Source organism: Micromonospora sp. C41, from assembly GCF_018070485.1.
GTDB lineage: Bacteria > Actinomycetota > Actinomycetes > Mycobacteriales > Micromonosporaceae > Micromonospora > Micromonospora chalcea.
The window spans coordinates 185,275-203,956 of sequence record NZ_JAGPXP010000004.1; the positions used below are offsets into that span (position 1 = coordinate 185,275).

Here is an 18,682-nt window from a genome sequence, read left to right on the forward strand (position 1 = left end):
CCGGGTCAGGCGACCAGGCCGGCCCGGAATCCGGCCGCCACGGCGTGTGCCCGGTCCCGCGCCCCGAGCTTGCGGAACAACCGTCGGGCGTGCGTCTTGACCGTGTCCTCGGAGACGAACAACTCCCGCCCGATCTCCGCGTTGCTCTTGCCCTCGGCCATGCCGAGCAGCACCTGAAGCTCCCGCTCGGTCAGCCCGATGGCACCGCGCGGCGTCCGGGCCGGCCGCTGACCGGTGCCCGGGCGGGCCGCCTCCGCCGCGTCGGCCGCCGCCGGATCCTCCGCGTCCTCACCCCGCTGCACCGGCACCACCGTGGGCAGGCCGGCCGCGTCCACCGGCGCCGCCGCCGGCCAGCCGGGCCCACCCGGGGTACGCCCCGCCGACCGGGCCGGACCGCCGACCGCTGCCGCGTCCCGGGCGGTGTCCGCCACCCGGTGCCTGTTGCTCCGCCCGGGAGCGGACAGCAGCAGCAGCGCCTTGGCGACCGCGCTGGTCAGATCGTGGTCGGCGTTCTGGATCAGGCCGCGCGCTCCGGCGCTGATGGTGGCCGCCGCCGACTCCGACTCCTCGGCCCCGAGCAGCAGCACCGCCGCCTGCGGCGCGCGGGCCAGCACCCGGCGCACGAAACCGGCGCTGTCCGGCCGGGTCAGCGCGGTGTCGGCGAGCACCACGTCCACCGGGCGCTCCGCGAGCCGCAACATCACCTCCGGATCGGAGACGGCCGTCCGGACGACGCCGGACAGCCCGAGCCGCGCCGCCGCGGAGGTCAGATGCTGGGCCGCCAATGGTGTCCGAACGCACACAAGAACACTACGCACAGTGGTCTCCTCTCCGACTCAGAGCAGACCATGCGGAGGTGGGCTCGGGAGGGGGTTCCGGGCAATCATCCGAACTTTTCCGACAGATGGGGCATATGCCACCGACTGTCCGAGGTTTTCGATCACAGATGTGTGAGGCGCGGACCGCTCGGGTACCGAGGGGTTCATCCGGAACCGGCATCCCGCGCGGACCGCCGCCCGGTAGCTGGCCACGAACATTCTCCGCGGTGCCGCGCGGGAGGAGGGGTGCTGATGTCGAACGTACGTAGGCTGCCTGGACCGATCGACGAGCTCTGGGACTGGCAGCGGCTCGGGGCCTGCCGTGGCCGCGACAGCGCGCAGTTCTTCCACCCGGACGGCGAGCGCGGCTCCTCCCGGCTGCGCCGCGAGATGGGCGCCAAGTCCGTCTGCCGCGCCTGCCCGGTACGCGCCGAGTGCGCCGCCCACGCGCTCTCCGTACGCGAGCCGTACGGCGTCTGGGGCGGGTTCAGCGAGTCCGAGCGGCTGCGTCTGCTCGCGCTCGGCTGGGAGGACCTGGCCGACCGCCGCCAGACCAAGGTGGACATCGCCCGGCTGGAGGCGCGCCTCGGCCGCCCGCACAACACCGCCGTGCCGGACCAGCGCAAGGTCGCCTGACCGGCTTCACGACCCCCGACGCCGCGCCCCGGATCCCGGGGCGCGGCGTCGTGTCGTGGCCCGGGGCATCCGCTGGCCCCCGCACCCCGGCGCGGCGAAGGCCGCCGCTGGGCGACTCGCCTACCGTTTCGAATACCAGGATCGGCGTTCCAGAGGCTAGGACACCACATAGATCTTGGTATGAAACGGCCCTTATAGGGGCCGTTTCATACCAAGATCTCTTTCGTGAGCGCTCGGGAGTCTGGACTCAGGCCGGAGCCAAGCGGCGCGCACCCGATCGGCAGGCACCCGCCAGTGGCACGGGCAGGCCATCTCCCCACCGAGAGCGGTCCTCGCGACGGTGCGGGTCAGGTGACTGTGACCCTTACCGTGTGCCATCCCGTCGCGCCGTCCGGGGCGACCGGGGCGCGCTGTTCCGTCTGGGTCTCGCCGGTGCTGTCGGTCGCCCGGACCTGGAGCGTGTGCTCGCCCGGTGTGGCGTCCCACCGCCACGACCACTGCACCCACGTGTCCGCCGACACTGCCGGGGCCAGCGTCGCCTCCTGCCAGGGGCCGCCGTCCACGCGTACCTCGACACGGCTGATGCCGCGGTGCTGCGCCCACGCCACACCGGCGACGGTCACCGGACCGGCGGCGGGACGGCTGCGGGGCCGGGGCGTGTCGATCCGGGACTGCGTCTTGACCGGGCCCTGCGCTGACCAGCCGCGCGGCACCCAGTACGCGTCGAAGTCGGCGAAGCTGGTCAGCTCCAGCTCGGTGATCCACTTGCACGCGGAGACGTACCCGTAGAGGCCCGGCACCACCATCCGCGCCGGGAAGCCGTGCTGGATCGGCAGCGGCTCGCCGTTCATGCCGACCGCGAGCAGCGCGTCCCGCCCGTCGCGCAGCACCGAGGTGGGCGTGCCGCACGTCCAGCCGTCGACGGCGCGCCCGACCACCTGGTCCGCGCCGTCCTCCGGGTCCGCCTCGTCCAGCAGGTCCCTGATCGGTACGCCGAGCCAGCGCGCGTTGCCGATCAGGTCGCCGCCCACCTCGTTGGAGACGCAGGCGAGCGTCACGTAGCGCTCGACCATAGGGCGGGCGAGCAGGTCGTCGAAGCTCAGCTCGATCGGGTTGCGGACCCGCCCGTGGATGCGCAGCCGCCAGGTGACCGGGTCCACCTGCGGCACCACCAGCGCGGTGTCGATCCGGTAGAACTCCCGGTTCGGCGTGACGTACGGCGCGAGCCGGGACAGCGACAGGTCCGCTCCGGCCGGCACCGGTGGGGCGGGCGCGACCGGGGCGGGCAGCGTCACCGCGTCCCGGGCCGCCGATACGCCGCGCCGGCCGGCCAGCCAGTGCCCGCCCAGCCCGGCCACCGCCGCCGCGCCGGTGAGCAGCCCGGCGCCACGCAGGAACCGCCGCCGCGACTCCGCGTCGTCGTGCCGGACCGGCTCCCAGCCGCCCGGCGTCTCCCTCTCCCGGGCCAGCGCGGCGACCGCCGGAGGCGGCACTGACGGATGCGCGGACGGCGGCGCGGCGCGCGGTACCCGGCACGCCGGGTCGGTGCTCAGCGGGCCGGCCACGAACGCCCACAGCGTCAGCGCGCCCAGTCCGCCGCCGACCAGGGAGGGCAGCGCGTCGAAGGCGTCCGCGCCGGCCCGGGTCAGCGCGGCGGCGGCACCGAGCGCGGCGAACGCGGCGATGCCGGCCAGGCCGATCACCAGCCGCCGGGCCGCTGCCAGGCCCAGCAGCGCGCCGAAGACGGCCAGCAGCAGCGCCGTCCCGATCAGCAGCGCGATCTTGTCGTACGTGCCGAAGACGCTGATGGCGAACTGCTTGAGCGGCTCGGGCACCAGGTCGACGACGAGTCCGCCGACGGCGACGAGCGGAGCCGACCGGGGGCCGGTCAGGACCGCAACGGGTTCGGCGGCGCCGAGCGCCACCACGGCGGCGACGACACCGGCCGACGCCGCCCGGCGGGGGGAGAGGGTGCTCACGGGCTCCAGTCTGGTCGCCCCGCGGGCCCGGCTGCCAATCTCGTCAGCGATCCGTAAGGACATATGCGTCAGGGCACACCACCGGGTCGGCGGTGTGCCCTGACGTCGGGCGTACTCCTCGGGTCAGAAGCCCGGGCCGTGCTGGTGGCCGTGCCCGTGCGAGTGGCCGTGGCCACCGGCGGCCGGCTCCGGCTCGGCCGGCTTCTCCACCACGAGGCTCTCGGTGGTGAGCAGCAGGCCGGCGATCGAGGCGGCGTTGCTGACCGCGTTGCGGGTCACCTTCACCGGGTCGATGATGCCGGACTTGGCCAGGTCGACGTACTCGCCGGTGGCGGCGTCGAGGCCGTGGCCCCAGTCCTTGCCGACGACCTTCTGCACCACCACGTAGCCGTCGTGGCCGGCGTTCTGGGCGATCCAGCGCAGCGGCTCGACGAGCGACTTGCGCACGATCGAGACGCCGACCTTCTCGTCACCGGTGAAGCCCAGGTCGTCGTCGAGCGCCGGCAGGATCTGGGCCAGGGCGGCGCCGCCACCCGGGACCGTGCCCTCCTCGACCGCGGCCTTGGTCGCGGCGATGGCGTCCTCGATGCGGTGCTTGCGCTCCTTCATCTCGACCTCGGTGGCCGCGCCGACCTTGATCACGGCGATGCCGCCGGAGAGCTTCGCCAGCCGCTCGGCCAGCTTCTCCCGGTCCCACTCCGAGTCGGAGGCCTCGATCTCCTTGCGGATCTGGGCGACCCGGTCGACGACCTCGGAGGCCTGCCCGCCACCGTCGACGACAGTGGTGTTCTCCTTGTCGACCACGACGCGGCGGGCGGTGCCGAGCACCTCCAGGCCGACCTGGTCGAGCTTGTAGCCCAGCTCCGGGGCGACCAGCTCGGCGCCGGTCAGGATCGCCATGTCCTGGAGCATCGCCTTGCGGCGGTCGCCGAAGCCGGGGGCCTTGACCGCGCAGACCTTGACGGTCTTGCGCAGCGCGTTGACCACGAGCGTCGACAGGGCCTGGCCCTCGACGTCCTCGGCGACGATGAGCAGCGGCTTGTTGTTCTGGAGAACCTTCTCCAGCAGCGGCAGCAGCTCCTCGATCGCCGAGATCTTCTGCGTGGTGATCAGGATGTACGGGTCCTCCAGGACCGCCTCCTGCGCCTCCAGGTCGGTGACGAAGTTCGGCGAGATGAAGCCCTTGTCGAACTGGAGACCCTCGGTCACCTCCAGCTCGGTGGTGAGCGCGGAGCCCTCCTCGACGGTGATGACGCCGTCGCGGCCGACCTTCTCCATCGCCTCGGCGATCAGCTCACCGATCGCGGCGTCCTGCGCGGAGACGGTCGCGACGTGCGCGATCGACTCCTTGCTGGAGACCTCGACGGCCTTGCCGAGCAGCGCCTCGGAGACCTTGGCGGCCGCCGCGTCGATGCCCCGCTTCAGGCCGGTCGGGTTGGTGCCGGCGGCCACGTTGCGCAGGCCCTCGCGGACCATGGCCTGGGCCAGCACGGTGGCGGTGGTGGTCCCGTCGCCGGCGACGTCGTTGGTCTTGGTCGCCACCTCCTTGACCAGCTGCGCGCCGAGGTTCTCGTACGGGTTGGTGAGCTCGATCTCCTTGGCGATGGTCACGCCGTCGTTGGTGATCGTGGGCGCACCGAACTTCTTGTCCAGGACGACGTTGCGCCCGCGCGGGCCGAGGGTGACCTTGACCGCGTCCGCGAGGGCGTTGACACCGTGCTCGAGCAGGTGCCGGGCGTCGTCCGAGAAGCTGAGGATCTTCGCCATCAGTATCCCTTCGAAGCGACGTTGCCCCGGCCCGGCGAGCCGGACCGGGGCAACGACACTGATCGGTTGCTTACTTCTCGATGACCGCGAGGACGTCGCGGGCGGAGAGCACCAGGTACTCCTCGCCGGCGTACTTGACCTCGGTGCCGCCGTACTTCGAGTAGAGGACGGTGTCGCCGACCTTCACGTCGATCGGCACGCGGTTGCCCTTGTCGTCGATCCGGCCCGGGCCGACAGCGAGGACGGTGCCCTCCTGCGGCTTCTCCTTGGCGGTGTCGGGGATCACGATGCCCGAGGCGGTGGTGGTCTCGGCCTCGTTCGCCTGGACCACGATGCGGTCCTCGAGCGGCTTGATCGCAACCTTGGTCGCGGTAGTCACGGGCATACCCTCCCGGGTACTTGGTGTCGTTGCCGGCCGGCGTGCCGACCAGCGTCAATCTGCCACATGCCACCGGGCGGGGCCGTCGTCGCGGGTGCCGGTCCGCCTGGCGCTCAACCCCCGGGCACGAGGCTCGGGCGTTGGCACCCTCAGGGTGAGAGTGCTAATCGCAGGTTATTCCTCGGCTAGCACTCCGTCAAGGAGAGTGCCAACGCGCGTCGCCCTCCGTGTCGCGCCGGAACCGGCCCGGGAGAATGGGCGCGTGGATCTCGACCTGCTCGCCGTGCTGCGTACCCCCGAGGGGTCGGCGGCGCTCGCCGCGGCCGGGCGGGTGGCCGGCGGCGACCCGCTGGCGGCGGCGGCCGCGCTGCGCTCGGCCGGGATTCCGGGCGACCTCGCCGCCGCCGCGCTGACCCAGGCCGAGCTGCGCCGCCGGGCAGCAGGCAAGTTCGGCGCGGCGGCGGCCGGGATGTTCCTCACCCGGCCCGGGCTGGAGCAGGCCACCCGCGGGGTGGTCGCCGGCCGCCGGGCCGCACGGCTGCGCGCCGCGGGCGTGACCACGCTGGCCGACCTGGGTTGCGGCCTGGGCGCCGACGCGCTCGCCGCTGCCCGCGCCGGCATCCGGGTGTACGCGGTGGAGGCCGACCCGCTGACCGCCGCGATGGCCGCCGCGAACGCCGAGGCGGCCGGGCTCGCCGATCTGGTGACAGTCGAGTGCGGCGACGCCACGGAGTTCGACGTGAGCCGCGTCGACGGCGCGTTCTGCGATCCGGCGCGGCGGCGGGCCGGCACCGGGCGGCGCGTCTTCGACCCGAACTCCTACTCGCCGCCGTGGGACTTCGTCATCGGTCTCGCCGCGCGGGTGCCGCGCACAGTGGTGAAGGTCGCGCCGGGGCTGGACCACGCGCTGATCCCGGCGGGCGCCGAGGCGGAGTGGGTGAGCGTGGACGGCGACCTGGTCGAGGCAGCGCTCTGGTGCGGCGAGCTGGCCGAGGTCCCCCGCCGCGCCACCCTGCTGCGCGAGAAGGAAGGGCCCCTTCTTAACGCCTCCGGTAGTAAAAGGGTCCCTTCCTATCACCTCACCGGCACGGGCGCGCAGGAAGCGGAGGTGGGGCCGGTCCGGCGCTTCCTCTACGACCCGGACCCGGCGGTGGTGCGCGCGCACCTGGTCGCCGAGTTGGCCGCCGACCTCGACGCCACGCTCGCCGACCCGTCGATCGCCTACCTGTACGCCGACGAGGCCCGGCCCACCCCGTTCGCCCGCTGCCTGGAGATCACCGACGTGCTGCCGTTCTCGCTGAAGCGGCTGCGCGCCCTGCTGCGGGAACGCCGGGTCGGCCGGGTGGAGATCCGCAAGCGCGGGTCGGCGCTGGAGCCGGAGAAGCTGCGCCGTGACCTGCGGCTGTCCGGCGAGGCGGCGGCCGACCTGGTGCTGACCCGGGTGGCGGGCGACCCCACGGTGCTCGTGTGCCGGCCGGTTCCGGTCGGCGGCTGACCCGGCTCACGTTTCCAGCTCGCGGTGTCGCGGCGCGCGGGTTAGCTTGAGCCCGTGGCGGGCCCTGGCACTCCGGCGATCGCGTTGCTGAGCAAGCGGAAGATCGCCCACAGCATCCACCCGTACGACGTCTCGCCGGACGCGCCGAACTACGGCGCGCTCGTGGCCGCGGCGCTCGGGGTGGCACCGGACCGGGTGTTCAAGTCGCTGGTCACCGAGGTCGACGGCGGGCTGACCGTGGCGGTGGTGCCGGTGACCGGCGAGCTGGACCTGAAGGCGCTGGCCGCCGCGGTGGGCGGCAAGCGCGCGGTGATGGCGGACCGGGCGGTGGCCGAGCGGGCGACCGGGTACGTGCGGGGCGGCATCAGTCCGCTCGGCCAACGTAAGCGGCTACCGACAGTCGTCGACTCCTCGGCGCTGGCGCACCCGACCGTGTACGTGTCGGCGGGCCGCCGGGGATTGCAGGTGCAGCTCACGCCGACGGATCTGGTGGCGCTCACCGGGGCGGCCACGGCATCGATCGCCGCCACCTGAGCGGGCTCGTGACGGTACGTGTGGGAGCGTTCCCGGAGCGCGCTCTCCCGGCGGTGTCCCGCGGGTGACAACCGCGTTGCTGAATTGTTACCGCCGCCAACAAACTTCTGACCTCGGCAGTCTTGCGGCGCATGGGAGGCGGGGAATACGTTGCCGGACACAACAAAACATCACCACTCCCCCACCTCCGAAAGGACCCTGCACATGCGCAAGGGCTTCCTCACCTTCGCGGCCGTCGGTCTCCTCGCGACCGGCAGCATGGCCGCCTGCGGTGACAACGGCGGTTCTTCCGACGAGGCCGGCGGCTCCAACGCCAAGAAGCCGAAGATCGGCGTGATCCTGCCGGACAGCAAGTCCTCCGCCCGCTGGGAGGGCGCGGACCGCAAGTACCTCAAGGCGGCGTTCGACGCGGCCGGCGTCGACTCCGACATCCAGAACGCGCAGAACGACAAGACCGCGTTCCAGACCATCGCCGACCAGATGATCACCAGCGGCGTCAACGTCCTGATGATCGTCAACCTGGACTCCGGCACCGGCAAGGCCGTGCTCGACAAGGCCAAGTCGCAGGGCGTCGCGACCATCGACTACGACCGGCTGACCCTGGGCGGCTCCGCCCAGTACTACGTCAGCTTCGACAACGAGGCCGTCGGCAAGCTCCAGGGCGAGGGCCTGAGCAAGTGCCTGACCGACAAGGGCGTCAAGAACCCGTCGATCGCGTACCTCAACGGCTCGCCGACCGACAACAACGCCACCCTGTTCAAGAACGGGTACGACTCGGTGCTCAAGCCGAAGTTCGACTCGAAGGAGTACACCAAGGTCGCCGACGACCCGGTGCCGGCCTGGGACAACGCGCAGGCCGCCACGATCTTCGAGCAGCAGATGACCAAGGCCGGCGGCAAGATCGACGGCGTGCTCGCCGCCAACGACGGTCTCGGCAACGCGGCCATCTCGGTGCTGAAGAAGAACAAGCTCAACGGCAAGGTCCCGGTGACCGGTCAGGACGCCACCAAGGAGGGCCTGCAGAACATCCTCGCCGGTGACCAGTGCATGACCGTCTACAAGGCGGTCAAGAAGGAGGCGGACGCCGCCGCCGAGCTGGCCATCGCGCTCGCCAAGGGTGAGCGGAAGGACACCGGCCAGACGGTCAAGGACCCGGAGGGCAACCGGGACGTGCCGGCCGTGCTGCTGGAGCCCAAGGCCATCTTCAAGGACAACGTCAAGGACGTCGTGGCCGACGGCTACGTCACCAAGGAAGAACTCTGCACCGGTGCCTTCGCGAAGCTCTGCACCGACGCCGGCGTGAGCTGACCCACCCGCCTCAGGCGGCGCCGGACGGGATCCGAGACCTCCCTCCGCCCAAAGGAGAACCCCGTGTCCGCAACCCCCCTGCTGGAGCTACGCGGGATCGACAAGAGCTTCGGTCCCGTCCAGGTGCTGCGCGACGTCGCCTTCGCCGCGCACCCCGGCGAGGTGACCGCGCTCGTCGGTGACAACGGCGCCGGCAAGTCGACCCTGGTCAAGTGCATCAGCGGCATCCACCCCACCGACGCCGGCGAGTTCCTCTTCGACGGCCGGCCGGTGACCATCAACAGCCCCCGGGACGCCGCCGCGCTCGGGATCGAGGTCGTCTACCAGGATCTCGCGCTCTGCGACAACCTCGACATCGTGCAGAACATGTTCCTCGGCCGGGAGAAGCGCAGCGGCATCGTGCTCGACGAGCCGACCATGGAGCAGATGGCCGCCGAGACGCTCGCCGGCCTGAGCGTGCGCACCGTGAAGTCGCTGCGCCAGCACGTGGCCAGCCTCTCCGGCGGCCAGCGGCAGACCGTCGCCATCGCCAAGGCCGTGCTCTGGAACAGCCGGCTGGTCATCCTGGACGAGCCGACCGCCGCGCTCGGCGTCGCGCAGACCGCCCAGGTGCTGGAGCTGGTGCGCCGGCTGGCCGACAACGGCCTGGCCGTGGTGCTCATCTCGCACAACATGAACGACGTCTTCGCCGTCTCCGACCGGATCGCCGCGCTCTACCTCGGCCAGATGGTCGCCCAGGTGAAGACCACCGACATCACCCACTCGCAGGTGGTCGAGCTGATCACCGCCGGCCGATCCGGCGGCCTCGGCCTCACCGGCGAGCCGGGCGGCAACGGCGCCGCGCCCGCCGACACCACCCCAGGAGCCATCCGATGACCGCCATCGTCGTGAAGAAGGAAGGCCCGGCCGGCGTCGCGCCGACACCGACCCTGAACAGCCACGTGAACAACTACTGGCGCCGGGTACGCGGCGGCGACATCGGCGCGCTCCCCGCGGTGGTCATGCTCGTGGCGCTGGCGGTGGGCTTCTCGATCGCCCGCCCGTCGTTCTTCACCGCCGGCAACCTGGCGAACCTGTTCACCCAGGGCGCGGCGGTCACGCTCATCGCCATGGGCCTGGTCTTCGTCCTGCTGCTCGGCGAGATCGACCTCTCCGCCGGCTTCGCCAGCGGCGTCTGCGCCGCGATCCTGGCCAACGTGGTCACCGTGCTCGGCTACCCCTGGTACGTGGCGGTGCTCGCCGCCGTCGTCACCGGTCTGGTGATCGGCACCGTGCTGGGCCTGCTGGTCGCCAAGGTCGGCATCCCGTCCTTCGTGGTGACGCTCGCCGGGTTCCTCGCCTTCCAGGGTGTCGTGCTGACGCTGATGGACGAGGGCGCCAACATCGCGATCCGCGACGACGTGCTCGTCGCGATCGCCAACCGCAACCTCTCCCCGGCGCTGGGCTGGGCGCTCGCCGCGGTGGCCGTCGCCGGGTACGCGGCAGTGCAGTTGCTCCGGTACCGCAACCGGGCCGCCCGTGGCCTGCTCACCGACCCGCTCACGGTGGTCGGCGCGCGGATCGCCGGCCTGGCCGTGATCCTCGGCGTGGCGGTCTACGTCCTCAACCTGGAGCGCAGCCGCAACGTGCTGATCACCTCGCTCAAGGGCGTGCCGATCGTGGTGCCGATCATCGCGGTGCTGCTGATCGTCTGGACGTTCGTGCTCCAGCGCACCAGCTACGGGCGGCACATCTACGCGGTCGGCGGCAACGCCGAGGCGGCCCGCCGGGCCGGCATCAACGTCGACCGGATCCGTATCTCCGTCTTCGTCATCTGCTCCTCGATGGCCGCCATCGGTGGCATCGTGGCCGCCAGCAGGGGCAACTCGGTCGACCCCAACACCGGGGGCAGTAACGTACTGCTCTACGCCGTCGGCGCGGCGGTGATCGGTGGCACCAGCCTCTTCGGCGGCAAGGGCCGGGTCCTCGACGCCGTGCTCGGAGGCGCGGTGGTCGCGGTCATCGACAACGGTATGGGACTGATGGGATACAGCTCGGGCGTCAAGTACGTGGTCACCGGCGTGGTGCTGCTCGCCGCGGCGACCATCGACGCGCTCTCGCGTCGGCGGGCCGCCGCGACCGGCAACCGCTGAGCAGGGGTACGGAAACACCATGGCAGTGGCAATGCGCGCGGGCCCCAGTCAGGACGAGATCCGTCGGCAGAACCTGGGCGCATTGCTCCGATACGTGCACGTCCACGGGGCCACCACCCGCGCCGAGCTGACCACCGCGCTCGGACTCAACCGCAGCACCATCGGCGCGCTGACCGCGGACCTGGCCGGCGCCGGTCTGGTCAGCGAGGGGACGCCGAAGGAGACCGGCCGGGCCGGACGACCGTCACTCGTCGTCCGGCCCGAGTCGGGGCGGGTCTACGCGTACGCGTACAGCGTCGAGGTGGACCGGCTGCGGGCCGCGCGGGTCGGACTCGGCGGTGAGGTGCTCGACCGCCGGGAGATGGACCGGCCGCGCAACCTGGTCGCCGGGGAGGCCGCCCCGCTGCTCGCCGGCGCGGTCAAGGAGATGCACCAGTCGGTGCCGCCGGACGCGATCTGCGTCGGCGCCGGCGTGGCGGTGTGCGGCATGGTCCGCCGCGAGGACGGGCTGGTCCGGCTCAGCCCCACCACCGGCTGGGTGGACGAGCCGATCGGTGCGGCGCTCGCCGTCGAGCTGGGGATAGACGTACCGATCACGGTGGGCAACGTGGCCGACGTGGCCGCGTACGCCGAGCACGCCCGGGGCGCGGCGGTCGGCTGCGACAACGTCATCTACATCTACGGCGACGTCGGTGTGGGCGCGGGCATCATCGCGGGAGGGCGGCGGCTGAGGGGGCACGGCGGCTACGGCGGCGAGGTGGGCCACATGGTGGTGGTCCGCGACGGGGTGCGCTGCGACTGCGGCCGGCGCGGCTGCTGGGAGACCGAGATCGGCGAGCACGGGCTGCTGCGCGCCGCCGGCCGGTCCGAGGCGCGCGGCCGGGACGCGCTGCTGGCGGTCTTCGACGCCGCCGACCGGGGCGACGCCCGCGCGCAGACCGCGGTACGGCAGGCCGGCGACTGGCTCGGCTTCGGCGTCGCGAACCTGGTGAACATCTTCAACCCGGAGATGGTCATCTTCGGCGGCACCATGCGTGACCTCTACCTGGCCTCCGCCGCGCAGGTGCGCAGCCGGCTCAACTCCAACGGGCTGCCCGCGTGCCTGGAGCACGTGCGGCTGCGTACCCCGAAGCTGGGCGACGACGCGGCGCTGATCGGCGCCGCCGAGCTGGCGTTCGAACGACTCCTCGCCGATCCGCTGAACTGATCGGCCCGGTGATCCGTACCAGTGTGCGGACGGGCGGCCGGCTTGCGCGGCCGTCCACGACCCCGCGTACCGGTCCGGACCGAGGAGGCACCGCAACCATGGCATCGCTGGAATCCGCACGCCGCAAGCTGGCGCACCGGGTGGTACTGCTGCTCGCCGCGCTGGGCGCGGGGATCGGCGTCGTTCCCGGGACGGCGCAGGCCGCGCCCAACCCCGGCGTGCAGATGAACGCCGCCGACATGACGCTGCTCAACGGCGTACGGCTGGCCGGGCTGTGGGAGATGCCGGCCGGGCAGATGGCGGCCGAGAAGGGCCAGTCCGCCCGGGTACGCGAGGTCGGCGCGGAGATCGCCAAGCAGCACGCGGAGCTGGACCAGCTGGTGGTCGAGGCGGCCAACAAGCTCGGCGCCACCCTGCCGACGGATCCGACGGCAGAGCAGCAGGGGTGGCTGACCGAGATGCGGAACGCCACCGGCGCCCGGTTCGACCAGATCTTCGTCACCCGGCTGCGGGTCGCCCACGGCAAGATCTTCCCGGTGATCGGCGCGGTCCGGGCCAGCACCCGCGACCCGATCGTGCGGAAGCTGGCCGAGGACGCCAACAAGTTCGTCAACGACCACATGACCATGCTGGAGAGCACCGGGCTGGTGCGCTGGCAGCAGTTGCCGCCGGCCGCGCTGCCGCCCGCGCAGAGCGACTCGCTCGTCGCCGCCGCCCAGGCCAACGTGGGCAGCGGCGGTGGGCTCCAGGTCGGCACCGGACTGGTGTGGGCGGTGTTCCTGATCGCGCTCGGCACCGGCGGGTACGCCACCTGGCGGCTGACCCGCCGCTCCTAGCGGGGCGGCGGCGTCAGCGGTCGACCTGGGCGAAGTCCCAGCTGTGCGGCGGGCGGGCGATCAGGCGCGCCGGTGGCTCGGGCAGTTCCCGGGGGTTGTTCCGCCACTTGGAGATGACCACGAGCCGGTGGTCGGTGGAGGAGAACACCTCGCTGGAGACGTGCATCGGGTCGTGCTCGAACTCGGGCAGCGCGGTCTCGCAGACCCAGGTGATCAGGTCGGCGAAGCCGTACGACTCGGCCTTGGCCTCCCACATCCGGACGATCATGTCGGTTTCCTCCCCGCTCACACACTGACCACTGTCAGCGGCATCGCCGAGTCGGCCGGCAGGTCCAGCCGGCTCGGCGCGACGCCCGCGGCGACCAGGTGCGAGCCGAGCGCGGCCACCATCGCGCCGTTGTCCGTGCAGAGCTTCGGCCGGGGCGTACGCACCCGGATGCCGTACTTGCCGGCCCGCTGCTCGGCCATCGCCCGCAGCCGGGAGTTGGCTGCCACTCCGCCGCCGATCACCAGCGTGTCGATGCCGCTGGTGCGGCAGGCGTCGATCGCCTTGCCGACCAGCACGTCGCAGACCGCCTCCTGGAAGGACGCCGCCACGTCGGCGACCGGGACCGGCTCACCGGCCCGCTGCCGCGCCTCCACCCAGCGGGCCACCGCCGTCTTCAGGCCGGAGAAGGAGAAGTCGAACCGGTGTCCGACCAGGTCCTTCGCGGCGGTCAGCCCGCGCGGGAAGGCGATCGCCGCCGGGTCACCGGCACGCGCTTCGCGGTCGATGTACGGTCCGCCCGGGAACGGCAGCCCGAGCAGCCGGGCCACCTTGTCGAACGCCTCGCCGGCCGCGTCGTCGATGGTGGCGCCGAGCGGTACGACGTCGCGGGCCAGGTCGTCGACGCGCAGCAGCGAGGAGTGGCCGCCGGAGACCAGCAGCGCGATGGCGGGCTCGGGCAGCGGGCCGTGTTCGAGCGTGTCCACAGCCACGTGCGCGGCGAGGTGGTTCACCCCGTACACCGGCTTTTCCGCCGCGACCGCGTACCCCTTGGCGGCGGCGACCCCGACGAGCAGCGCGCCGGCCAGGCCAGGCCCGGAGGTCACGGCGATGGCGTCGATGTCGGCGATGGTGACGCCTGCCTCGCGCAGCGCCCGGTCCATGGTCGGCACGATCGCCTCCAGGTGGGCGCGGCTGGCCACCTCGGGCACCACGCCGCCGAACCGGGCGTGCTCCTCGACGCTGGAGGCGAGCGCGTCGGCGAGCAGCGTGTGCCCGCGCACGATGCCCACGCCGGTCTCGTCGCAGGAGGTCTCGATGCCGAGGATCAGTGGTTCGTCAGCCATGCGCGTCAGTCCTCGTTGCGCTGCATGACCAGCGCGTCGGTGTTGCTCGGTTGGTAGTAGCCGCGTCGTACGCCGATCGGCTCGAAGCCGTAGCCGGCGTAGAGCCGCTGCGCCGGGGCGTTGTCCGCGGCGACCTCCAGCAGCGTGCTGCGGACGCCGCGCCGGGCCGCCTCGGCGAGCAGCGCCTCCAGCAGCAGCCGGCCGATGCCCCGCCGCTGCGCGTCCCGGCGGACCGCGACGTTCTGCACCCATGCCTCGTCGGGCGGGTAGACGGCCAGCCCGGCGTAGCCGAGCACGGTGCCGTCGTCGTCGGTGGCGGCGAGATAGAAGTGGCCGTTGGCGAGTTCGTTCCAGAACATCGCCGCCGACCACTGCTCGGCGCCGAACAGGTCCGCCTCGATGGGCAGCACCTCCTCGACGTGCCACCAGCGGAACCGGCCCAGCCTCATGGCAGGACCGGCTTGTGGCCGGTGGCGGCGACCGCGTCCGGGCGGCGCAGGTAGAGCGGGGTGAGCGTCTCACCGGGCGCGCCCGCGCGGATCCGCGGCGCGGCGAGACGCGCCAGCGCCAGCGGGTCCGGGTAGCGCGGCTCGTCCCGCACCGGCAGGCCGAGCACGTCCGCGTACCGGTGCGCGCCGTCGCCGACCGCGACGCTGACCGCCAGGTCGCGCGCCCGCTGCGCGACCACCGCCGGGGCCGCCACCTCCGGGCCGGCCAGGCGCTGACCGGCGCCGTCGTAGACGGCCCAGTAGATCTCCCGCCGCCGCGCGTCGCTCGCCGCAAGCACCGGCTCGCCGGCGGCCGCCGGGTGGCCGAGCCCGTCCAGCGAGCAGACACCGTACGTGGGGACGCCGAGCACCTGACCCATGGTGGCTGCGGTGACCAGCCCGACGCGCAGCCCGGTGAACGGGCCCGGGCCGAGGCCGGCGACGATCGCGGCCAGGTCGGCGGGACGCGCGCCGACGTCCGCCAGCACGGCGTCGACCTGCGGCGCGAGCAGCTCGCCGTGGGCGCGGGCATCGACGGTGCACCGGGACGCGCGAACCGCGACGCCGTCCGCCGAGACCTCGGCCAGCGCCGCGGTCACCGCGGGCGTCGAGGAGTCCACCACGAGTACGAGCACGGTAAGCCAGCCTAGCCGTCCGCCCCGTCCGCCCTCGGCACGCCCTCGCCGCTGACCCGGTCACGGTGCGTAGTGTCCCGCCGGAAGAGGTGACCTGGGAGCGATATACCTCTCGGTCATAAATATGACTCACAGGTATATCGCTCGACGGCGAGTTGCCATCCTCCGGAGATGACGGAGAGTCGCCTGGCCCAGGAGATCGCCCGCGCCCTGCGCCACGAACGGGAACTGGCCGGGCTCACCCAGCAGGCCCTGGCCGCGCGGGTCGGGATCAGCCAGGCCGCCGTCGCCCGGATCGAGCGCGGCGACCGGCTGCCCAGCCTGACCACCGCGGAACGTCTGCTCGCCGCGCTGGATCGGCAACTGCGGATCGAGGTCGAGCCGCTGGACAGTCACCTGGACGCGGCGCTGGACGAGATGGCCGGGACCGCGCTGACCGAGCGGATCGATCATCTCCGGCTCGACCCGATCATGGACGCGCTGGGCGACCTGCCGTACGTGCTGGCGGGCGGCACGGCGGCCCTGTTGCAGGGCGCGCCGCTGCCGGTGGACGCGGTCGAGATCGCGGTGCGGTGGCGGGACTCCCCGCGGTTCACCGCGTTCCTGGAGCGGGGCCGCGCGCAGCGCTGGGATGCCCGATGGCAGGAGTGGGGCGGGGGCCACCCGGAGCCCGAGGAACCGGGCGAGCACCGCTGGCGGACCCGGTTCGGCGAGCTGCGGGCCCGGATGTGCGACGAACTGCCCAAGCCCATCGAGGTCCGCCTCGGTGAACGTACGTACCCGGTGGAGCCGCTGATCGAGGTGGAGGTGACCGACAAGCGCACGGCCGAGCTGCTGTCCCGGTACCGCCGGCGCCTCGCCGCGGCGGGCGAGGCGCCGGACGGGTCAGCCGGCTGAGCGTTCCCAGTCGACGGTGGGCAGCCCCGCGTCGGCGAGCGCCTTGTTTGCCGCGCTGAACGGACGGCTGCCGAGGAAGCCGCGCGGGTTCATCGGGCTCGGGTGCCCGGCCTCCAGCACCACGTGCCGCGGGTTGGTCACCAGCGCCGCCTTCTTGCGGGCGTAGCCGCCCCAGAGCAGGAAGACCACGCGCTGGTCGAGCGCGTCCAGCGCCCGGATCGTGGCGTCGGTGAACTCCTCCCAGCCCTTGTTCGCGTGCGAGCCGGGGGTGGCCTGCCGGACCGTCAGCACCGAGTTGAGCAGCAGCACGCCCTGCGCGGCCCAGCCGTCGAGGTTTCCGCTGCGCGGCTTGGGCACGCCCAGGTCCTCGCTCAGCTCCTTGAAGACGTTGCGCAGCGACGGCGGCACCGCCACCCCCTCGCGCACGCTGAAGCTCAGCCCGTGCGCCTGGCCCGCCTTGTGGTACGGGTCCTGGCCGAGGATGAGCACCCTCGTGTCGGCCGGCGCGCAGTGCCGGTAGGCGGAGAACAGGTCCTCCAGCGGCGGGAAGACCGTGGCGGTCGCGTACTCCCGGGTGACGAACTCGGCCAGCGCGGCGGTGCGGGCCGGGTCGAGGTGGGGGGTGAGCACGGCACGCCAGGCCTCCGGCAACAGCGCCGGCAGGTCCAGGGTGGGGGCGTCGGGCATCGGCAACCTCTCCTAGTCGGTCGCCATCTTCCTACCAGCCGCGACCGACACTCCCGGGCAGCGGCCGGGCCGGGTACTGGACGGGAAAAGTTACCGGAGCGTAACCTACTGGCAAGTTACTTACGCCACACCACCACTGCTAGCTTGCATCCACCACCATCGATGCTCGCTAGGAGTGCCCGTGAGCAGCAGGAACACCCGTCCCCGCACGCCCTCCGCCCGCCGCGCGATCGGCCTCCGGATCCTCGCCGTCGCCGCGGCGGCAGCCACCTACCTGGCCGGATCCGGCGCAGCCGCGGCCGCCGACGACGCCACGCCCGTGGTCTCCCGCGGCGTGACCATCCCCGCCTTCTACCACCCGCCCGCCGACCTGCCCGCCACCAACGGCACGCTGATCCGCACCGAGCCGCTGCCGCTCGGCCTGAGCATTCCCGGGCTCGACGGCCGCGCGATGCCCGGCACCGCCACCCGACTCATGTACCGGTCCACCGACTCCAACGGCCGGCCCGTCGCGGTGACCGGCGCCTACATCGAACCGTCGGCGGCGTGGCGGGGCGCCGGCCCGCGCCCGCTCGTCGCCGTCGCCTCCGGAACCATGGGGCAGGGCGACCAGTGCGCGCCGTCGTTCTCGCTGCAACACCCGCTGACGCTCACCGGCGACACCCTGTCCGTCGGCTACGAGGCCCTGGCGATCTATCGCCTCCTCGCCACCGGCGCGGCGGTCGTCGTCACCGACTACGTCGGTCTGGGCACGACCGACCGGCTGCACACCTACGTCAACCGCCTCGACGGGGGACGCGCCCTGCTCGACGCGGCCCGCGCCGCCCGCGCCGTACCCGGAGCATCGGTCACCGCCCAGTCCCGGGTCGGTCTGTACGGCTACAGCCAGGGCGGGGGCGCCAGCGCCGCGGCCGCCGAACTCCACTCCACCTACGCGCCCGACGTGCCGCTCGCCGGTACCTACGTCGGCGCGCCGCCCGCCGACCTCACCGCGGTCATCGGCGGTATCGACGGCAGCGCGCTGGTGGGGGCGCTGGGGTGGTCGCTGAACGGCTTCGCCCAGTCCGACCCGGCGCTGCGCGACGTCATCGAGGCCGCCGTCAACGACACCGGCCGGGCGGCGCTGAAGGACACCTCGACCATGTGCGTCGGCGACGCGATCCTCCGGTACGCGTTCACCAGGAGCAGCAAGTGGATCACCGGCGGCCGCTCCCTCACCGCCGTCATCGCCGCCTCGCCCGAGGCCCAGGCCGTCCTCGACCGGCAGCGCATCGGCACGCTCAAGCCCACCGGCCCGGTACGTGTGGCAACAGGCATCCAGGACGACATCGTGCCCCACCGGCAGGCCCGTCAACTGGCTGTCGACTGGTGCCGCAGGGGCGGCAACGTGACCTACCAGGCGATCAGCCTGCCCAACCTCGGCGACAAGATCCTCACCAACCACCTGGTGCCGCTCATCACCGACCAGGGCGACGCGGTGGCCTGGATGAGCGACCGGCTCGCGGGGCGGACCGCCTACTCCAACTGCTGGACGATGCCCCTTCAGCCCTGA

General features: G+C 72.7%; 19 protein-coding genes. 10 read left to right on the forward strand and 9 right to left on the reverse strand.

Annotation, left to right across the window (positions count from 1 at the left end):
• Window positions 1-5 precede the first annotated feature (5 nt).
• Complete coding sequence (locus KBX43_RS06640) at window positions 6-818, reverse strand: response regulator transcription factor (RefSeq protein ID WP_210883760.1); 813 nt, start codon at window positions 816-818, stop codon at window positions 6-8.
• A 252-nt stretch (window positions 819-1,070) separates the two neighbouring features.
• On the opposite strand from KBX43_RS06640, the gene KBX43_RS06645 reads away from it, so the two are divergent.
• On the forward strand, window positions 1,071-1,454 hold the full coding sequence (locus tag KBX43_RS06645) for a WhiB family transcriptional regulator (RefSeq protein WP_013288543.1): 384 nt from the start codon (window positions 1,071-1,073) through the stop codon (window positions 1,452-1,454).
• Window positions 1,455-1,801: 347 nt separating this feature from the next.
• Here the strand turns inward: KBX43_RS06645 and KBX43_RS06650 are convergent, their stop codons facing one another.
• From KBX43_RS06650 to groES, 3 genes are all read right to left on the reverse strand, one after another.
• The gene (locus KBX43_RS06650; protein WP_247677201.1) at window positions 1,802-3,496 is read right to left on the reverse strand and encodes a sulfite oxidase; all 1,695 of its coding nucleotides are present in this window, start codon (window positions 3,494-3,496) and stop codon (window positions 1,802-1,804) included.
• A gap of 60 nt (window positions 3,497-3,556) precedes the next feature.
• Window positions 3,557-5,200, reverse strand: coding sequence for a chaperonin GroEL (gene groL, locus KBX43_RS06655; protein ID WP_210883763.1), 1,644 nt, complete (start codon window positions 5,198-5,200; stop codon window positions 3,557-3,559).
• Between the two features lie 70 nt (window positions 5,201-5,270).
• Entirely contained in the window at window positions 5,271-5,585 is a 315-nt protein-coding gene (gene groES, locus KBX43_RS06660; protein WP_018222648.1) for a co-chaperone GroES, read from the reverse strand.
• A 256-nt stretch (window positions 5,586-5,841) separates the two neighbouring features.
• On the opposite strand from groES, the gene KBX43_RS06665 reads away from it, so the two are divergent.
• From KBX43_RS06665 to KBX43_RS06695, 7 genes are all read left to right on the forward strand, one after another.
• Window positions 5,842-7,074 carry a methyltransferase domain-containing protein gene (locus tag KBX43_RS06665; protein WP_210883765.1) on the forward strand — a complete coding sequence of 411 codons (1,233 nt, stop codon included), beginning with the start codon at window positions 5,842-5,844 and terminating at the stop codon, window positions 7,072-7,074.
• A gap of 54 nt (window positions 7,075-7,128) precedes the next feature.
• Window positions 7,129-7,608 carry a Cys-tRNA(Pro) deacylase gene (gene ybaK / locus KBX43_RS06670; protein ID WP_043328327.1) on the forward strand — a complete coding sequence of 160 codons (480 nt, stop codon included), beginning with the start codon at window positions 7,129-7,131 and terminating at the stop codon, window positions 7,606-7,608.
• A gap of 204 nt (window positions 7,609-7,812) precedes the next feature.
• Entirely contained in the window at window positions 7,813-8,916 is a 1,104-nt protein-coding gene (locus tag KBX43_RS06675) for a sugar ABC transporter substrate-binding protein (RefSeq protein ID WP_043328325.1), read from the forward strand.
• Between the two features lie 63 nt (window positions 8,917-8,979).
• Entirely contained in the window at window positions 8,980-9,792 is an 813-nt protein-coding gene (locus KBX43_RS06680; protein ID WP_043328323.1) for an ATP-binding cassette domain-containing protein, read from the forward strand.
• On the forward strand, window positions 9,789-11,048 hold the full coding sequence (locus tag KBX43_RS06685) for a sugar ABC transporter permease (RefSeq protein ID WP_043328321.1): 1,260 nt from the start codon (window positions 9,789-9,791) through the stop codon (window positions 11,046-11,048). The genes KBX43_RS06680 and KBX43_RS06685 overlap by 4 nt, the downstream gene beginning before the upstream one ends.
• Before the next feature lie 31 nt (window positions 11,049-11,079).
• Window positions 11,080-12,255, forward strand: a complete 1,176-nt coding sequence (locus KBX43_RS06690) for an ROK family protein (protein ID WP_030501547.1) — start codon at window positions 11,080-11,082, stop codon at window positions 12,253-12,255.
• 98 nt (window positions 12,256-12,353) lie between these two features.
• Complete coding sequence (locus KBX43_RS06695) at window positions 12,354-13,091, forward strand: DUF4142 domain-containing protein (protein ID WP_043328319.1); 738 nt, start codon at window positions 12,354-12,356, stop codon at window positions 13,089-13,091.
• A 13-nt stretch (window positions 13,092-13,104) separates the two neighbouring features.
• Here KBX43_RS06695 and KBX43_RS06700 read toward each other — a convergent pair whose 3' ends face one another.
• Genes KBX43_RS06700 through tsaB form a run of 4 tightly spaced genes read right to left on the reverse strand, consistent with a single transcriptional unit; the run spans window position 13,105 to window position 15,546 of the window.
• Complete coding sequence (locus tag KBX43_RS06700) at window positions 13,105-13,359, reverse strand: hypothetical protein (RefSeq protein WP_030501549.1); 255 nt, start codon at window positions 13,357-13,359, stop codon at window positions 13,105-13,107.
• Between the two features lie 17 nt (window positions 13,360-13,376).
• Window positions 13,377-14,423 (reverse strand): tRNA (adenosine(37)-N6)-threonylcarbamoyltransferase complex transferase subunit TsaD, encoded by a 1,047-nt coding sequence (gene tsaD / locus KBX43_RS06705; protein ID WP_030501550.1) that lies wholly within the window; start codon window positions 14,421-14,423, stop codon window positions 13,377-13,379.
• A gap of 5 nt (window positions 14,424-14,428) precedes the next feature.
• The gene (gene rimI / locus KBX43_RS06710; RefSeq protein ID WP_064446583.1) at window positions 14,429-14,872 is read right to left on the reverse strand and encodes a ribosomal protein S18-alanine N-acetyltransferase; all 444 of its coding nucleotides are present in this window, start codon (window positions 14,870-14,872) and stop codon (window positions 14,429-14,431) included.
• Window positions 14,869-15,546, reverse strand: a complete 678-nt coding sequence (tsaB, locus tag KBX43_RS06715; RefSeq protein ID WP_064446584.1) for a tRNA (adenosine(37)-N6)-threonylcarbamoyltransferase complex dimerization subunit type 1 TsaB — start codon at window positions 15,544-15,546, stop codon at window positions 14,869-14,871. Before tsaB ends, rimI begins: the two co-directional genes overlap by 4 nt.
• 171 nt (window positions 15,547-15,717) lie before the next feature.
• Here tsaB and KBX43_RS06720 point away from each other — a divergent pair, with 171 nt between their 5' ends.
• Window positions 15,718-16,443, forward strand: a complete 726-nt coding sequence (locus KBX43_RS06720) for a helix-turn-helix domain-containing protein (RefSeq protein ID WP_210883767.1) — start codon at window positions 15,718-15,720, stop codon at window positions 16,441-16,443.
• Here the strand turns inward: KBX43_RS06720 and ung are convergent.
• Complete coding sequence (ung, locus tag KBX43_RS06725; RefSeq protein WP_043328313.1) at window positions 16,432-17,130, reverse strand: uracil-DNA glycosylase; 699 nt, start codon at window positions 17,128-17,130, stop codon at window positions 16,432-16,434. The two genes, KBX43_RS06720 and ung, sit on opposite strands and share 12 nt — an antisense overlap.
• Window positions 17,131-17,311: 181 nt before the next feature.
• On the opposite strand from ung, the gene KBX43_RS06730 reads away from it, so the two are divergent.
• A complete protein-coding gene (locus tag KBX43_RS06730; protein ID WP_210883775.1) occupies window positions 17,312-18,682 on the forward strand; it encodes a lipase family protein in 1,371 nt (456 codons plus the stop codon).